Raw genomic sequence first — 3,532 nt, forward strand, 5'->3', positions numbered from 1 at the left:
TTCAAAAATGAAGTGCAGGATTTCTTCCCGAATCTGAACGGGATCGTCGGTGAAGGCAAATACATCGATGGACAGCTGATGTCGCTCGAAATCGACATCACGACGCAGTTCTATGGGGAAACGGAAATCATCGCCTTCACCCAGCATGTAACGGATGCAGCAGGGCGTTTCCTGCCCCAAAATATTCCTGTTGAGATCACGGTTGAATCGATTAACGGCATCGAATCATTCCTGACAAGGGAAAACGACAGCCAGGGCTTCAGCTACCATATCTTCGATTAGCGGACAGTAGCCTGTGCCGGTTTTCAGAAAGTACCTTAAACATGAGAAAACTCCCACAAACCGATGATTTTTATGCTAAAATGAACAGGTATGTAAAAAAACGATGACTACACAAAACGACAGAAAGAAGGGTATTACATGGCAATCACTGAAGAGCAAGTGCGTCACGTAGCAAAACTGGCCAAGCTGGAATTCGCTCCTCACGAAATTAAACATTTTACAGAACAATTGGGCGACATCATCGACATGGTGGAACAATTGGAAGCAGTCGATACAACGGATGTACCCGTGACTTCCCATGGCTATGCATTGAAGAATGTCATGCGCGAAGATGTAGCGGAACCAGGAACGGATCGCGACCTCTTATTCAAAAACGTCAAGACAGCCGAAGACGGCATGATCCAAGTGCCGGCAATTTTAGATAACGAGGTGGAAGGCGCATGAGTATTTTCAACGAAACGCTAACGAGCCTGCACGAAGGCTTAGTCAACAAAGAATTCTCTTCCGTGGAACTGACACAAGCAGCCTTCAAACGCATCGCTGAAACAGACGGAAAAGTGGAAGCATTCTTGGCTTTGAACGAAGAAGGCGCCTTGAAACAAGCGCAAGCAGCTGACGAAAAAGGCTACGCGGACGGCAATGTCCTGAACGGTATTCCTTTAGGGATCAAAGACAACATCGTCACAGAAGGCGTGACAACAACAGCGGCGAGCCGCATGTTGGGCGACTTCATGCCGATCTATGACGCAACCGTCGTCACAAAATTGAAGCAAGCCGGCGCAGTCAACGTCGGAAAACTGAACATGGACGAATTTGCCATGGGCGGAAGCACAGAAAACTCCTACTACAAAAAAACCAAAAATGCTTGGGACCTGACAAAAGTTCCCGGCGGTTCATCCGGTGGCTCCGCTGCTGCGGTTGCCAGCGGCGAAGTTGTCGCTTCATTGGGTTCCGACACAGGCGGAAGTATCCGCCAACCGGCTGCCTTCAACGGCATCGTCGGCATGAAACCGACATATGGCCGCGTATCCCGTTACGGCTTGATCGCTTTTGCGTCCAGCCTTGACCAAATCGGTCCGATGACACGCAACGTAACCGACAACGCTTTGTTGTTGGAAGCAATCAGCGGCTATGATGCCAAAGATTCGACCAGCATGAAGCTGGAAGTACCTAAATTCAGTGCGAACCTGAACGGAAATGTAGCAGGCATGAAGATTGCTTTGCCGAAAGAATATTTCCAAGAAGGCGTATCCGCTGAAATCCAAGAGGCTGTAAGAAAAGCAGCTGCCCAATTCGAAGAAATGGGCGCTACCGTGGAAGAAGTCAGCATGCCGACTTTGGCTTACGGAATCCCTGCTTATTACATCATCGCTTCTTCGGAAGCTTCGTCCAACCTGCAACGTTTCGACGGTGTGCGTTACGGCTACCGCGCAGAAAATGTGAATTCATTGGATGAATTGTACATCAAGAGCCGTTCCGAAGGTTTCGGGATGGAAGTGAAACGCCGCATCATGTTGGGATCCTTCTCATTGAGCGCCGGTTTCTACGATGCTTACTTCAAAAAAGCGGGTCAGGTCCGCACGCTGATCAAACGCGACTTCGCGAACATCTTCGCAGGTTACGATCTGATCCTGGGGCCTACCACTACAACGACTGCTTTCGGAATCGGCGAAAAGAACGACGATCCATTGGCTATGTACATGGACGACTTGTTGACCGTAACGATCAACTTGGCGGGCGTTCCGGCCATTTCCGTTCCTGGCGGCTTCTCGGCTGACGGCATGCCGATCGGTATCCAATTGATCGGTAACTACTTCGAAGAAGCAAAAATCTATCAAGCCGCTTTTGCCTTGGAACAAGCGAACGACTATCTTGACCAACACCCAAACCTGTAGGAGGAAAACATCATGAATTATGAAACAGTCATCGGACTGGAAGTCCATGTGGAATTGAAAACTGAATCAAAAATGTTCTCCCCATCTCCAGCACACTTTGGGGCAGAACCGAACACAAACACAAACGTCATCGACTGGGGCTACCCGGGCGTCTTGCCTGTCATCAATAAAAGAGCTATCGAATTCTGCATGAAGGCTGCTTTGGCTTTGAACTGCGAAATCTCGACGGAAACGCATTTCGACCGCAAAAACTACTTCTACCCGGACAATCCGAAAGCTTACCAAATTTCGCAATTGGATAACCCAATCGGCCATGACGGCTGGGTTGAAATCGAAGTGGAAGGCGTTAAGAAAAAGATCCGCATCGAGCGCGTCCATCTTGAAGAAGATGCCGGCAAAAACATGCACGGATCGGACGGCTATTCCTATGTCGATTTGAACCGTCAAGGAACGCCGTTGATCGAAATCGTATCGGAAGCGGATATGCGCTCTCCTGAAGAGGCTTATGCTTATCTGGATGCCGTACGCCAAATCATCATGTACACAGATGTATCCGATGTTAAGATGGAAGAAGGCTCCATGCGTTGCGATGCCAACATTTCCATCCGCCCATTCGGCCAAGAAAAATTCGGCACGAAGACAGAATTGAAGAACCTGAACTCCTTCAACTTCGTCCGCAGAGGTTTGGCTCATGAAGAAAAACGCCAAGCACAAGTATTGAACGCTGGCGGGGTCATCCAACAAGAAACACGCCGTTTCGATGAAACAAATGGCGAAACAATCCTGATGCGCGTCAAAGAAGGCGAAAGTGATTACCGTTACTTCCCGGAACCGGATCTGCCGGGCTTGACCGTTTCCCAAGAATGGATCGACCGCGTAAAAGCCAGCATTCCGGAAATGCCAGCAAAACGCCGTGAAAGATACATTTCTGAATACGACCTACCTGAGTACGATGCAATGGTATTGACACTTTCGAAAGAAATGTCCGACTTCTTCGAAGGCACCCTTGCGGCAGGAGCGGATGCCAAATTGGCTTCCAACTGGTTGATGGGCGAAGTATCAGCCTACCTGAACAGCGAAAAAGTGGAACTGGCCGACACGAAACTGACGCCAGCTAACCTTGCCGGCATGATCACGTTGATCGAAGACGGCACCATCAGCACGAAAATCGCCAAAAAAGTCTTCCGCCTGTTGGCAACAAAAGGCGGCGACGCAAAAGCAGTCGTCGAATCAGAAGGCCTGATCCAAATGAGCGATCCGTCGCAACTGTTGCCGATCATCAACGCCGTTTTGGACAACAGCCAACAATCCGTTGACGACTTCAAAGCCGGAAAAGACCGCGCCAAAGGCTTCCT

4 protein-coding genes are annotated in these 3,532 nt (G+C 49.4%); all 4 read left to right on the forward strand.

Features of this window, described 5'->3' with window-relative positions; translation table 11 throughout:
- On the forward strand, positions 1-282 hold a 282-nt coding region (locus WBV27_RS10025; protein ID WP_424201689.1), incomplete at its 5' end, for a CamS family sex pheromone protein.
- Between the two features lie 138 nt (positions 283-420).
- Positions 421-726 carry an Asp-tRNA(Asn)/Glu-tRNA(Gln) amidotransferase subunit GatC gene (gatC, locus tag WBV27_RS10030; protein ID WP_068620989.1) on the forward strand — a complete coding sequence of 102 codons (306 nt, stop codon included), beginning with the start codon at positions 421-423 and terminating at the stop codon, positions 724-726.
- Positions 723-2,177 (forward strand): Asp-tRNA(Asn)/Glu-tRNA(Gln) amidotransferase subunit GatA, encoded by a 1,455-nt coding sequence (gene gatA, locus WBV27_RS10035; RefSeq protein WP_424201692.1) that lies wholly within the window; start codon positions 723-725, stop codon positions 2,175-2,177. The genes gatC and gatA overlap by 4 nt, the downstream gene beginning before the upstream one ends.
- 12 nt (positions 2,178-2,189) lie before the next feature.
- The coding region (gene gatB / locus WBV27_RS10040; RefSeq protein ID WP_424201694.1) for an Asp-tRNA(Asn)/Glu-tRNA(Gln) amidotransferase subunit GatB at positions 2,190-3,532 on the forward strand (1,343 nt) is incomplete at its 3' end.

The sequence above is a fragment of the Trichococcus sp. genome (genome assembly GCF_049589555.1).
Taxonomy (GTDB): Bacteria; Bacillota; Bacilli; order Lactobacillales; family Aerococcaceae; genus Trichococcus.

What these genes read in the sequence shown, in the direction of transcription:
- gatC (WP_068620989.1), top strand. Translation starts at nt 421, where the DNA reads ATGGCAATCACTGAAGAGCAAGTGCGTCACGTAGCAAAACTGGCCAAG.
- gatA (WP_424201692.1), top strand. Translation starts at nt 723, where the DNA reads ATGAGTATTTTCAACGAAACGCTAACGAGCCTGCACGAAGGCTTAGTC.